Source organism: Shewanella hafniensis (assembly GCF_019655335.1).
Lineage (GTDB): Bacteria > Pseudomonadota > Gammaproteobacteria > Enterobacterales > Shewanellaceae > Shewanella > Shewanella hafniensis.
Genome location: NZ_BPFD01000195.1, coordinates 1 through 737, shown reverse-complemented (window position 1 = coordinate 737; position 737 = coordinate 1). Strand labels below are relative to the sequence as shown.

Here is a 737-nt window from a genome sequence, read left to right as displayed (position 1 = left end):
ATTGATGTGGCGGCCTTTGCAGTGATGTCCAATCATCTGCATGTGGTGCTGCGGGTCGATGTCGACAGCGCCAATCGTTGGACTGACCGCGAAGTACTTGAGCAGTGGCATAAGCTGTTTAAAGGCGATGAATTAACGCAAAAATTCGCCAAAGGTGAGTTAGTTGAGGCGCATGAAGTTCACAGATTAAAGCATTCAATCGCAATTTACCGCAGCCGATTATGCGATATTTCATGGTTTATGCGCTGCCTTAATGAACCGATAGCAAGACAAGCAAATCAAGAAGATAACTGTACAGGTCGTTTCTGGGAAGGTCGCTTTAAATCGCAAGCCCTGCTCGATGAAGCCGCTGTGTTAACTTGTATGGCCTATGTTGATTTGAATCCTATTAGAGCGCAACTGGCTGATACACCAGAACAATCCGACCATACCAGTATTCAGCTGCGTATTCGGGCCGCATTAAAAGGTGAGCAACCTAAAAATCTACTGCCTTTTATCGGTAATGAGCGCGACAACCAGCCCAATGGCATTGCGTTTTTATTATCGGATTACCTTGAATTGGTCGATGATACAGGTCGAATTATTCGAAGTGATAAACGTGGGGCAATCAGTATAAATAGCGCTAAGTTACTGGCAAGATTAAATATCCCACATGACAATTGGCTCAAGCTCACTACTGAGTTTGGCAAGCTATTTCATGGTCCGGTGGGTACGCTGCAAGCACTCACTGATTACTG

1 protein-coding gene is annotated in these 737 nt (G+C 45.2%); it reads left to right on the top strand.

What is annotated here, in order from left to right; all coding sequences use genetic code 11:
- Positions 1 to 737 (top strand): transposase (locus K5Q99_RS21875; RefSeq protein ID WP_220778128.1); only part of this gene is annotated, 737 nt, incomplete at both ends.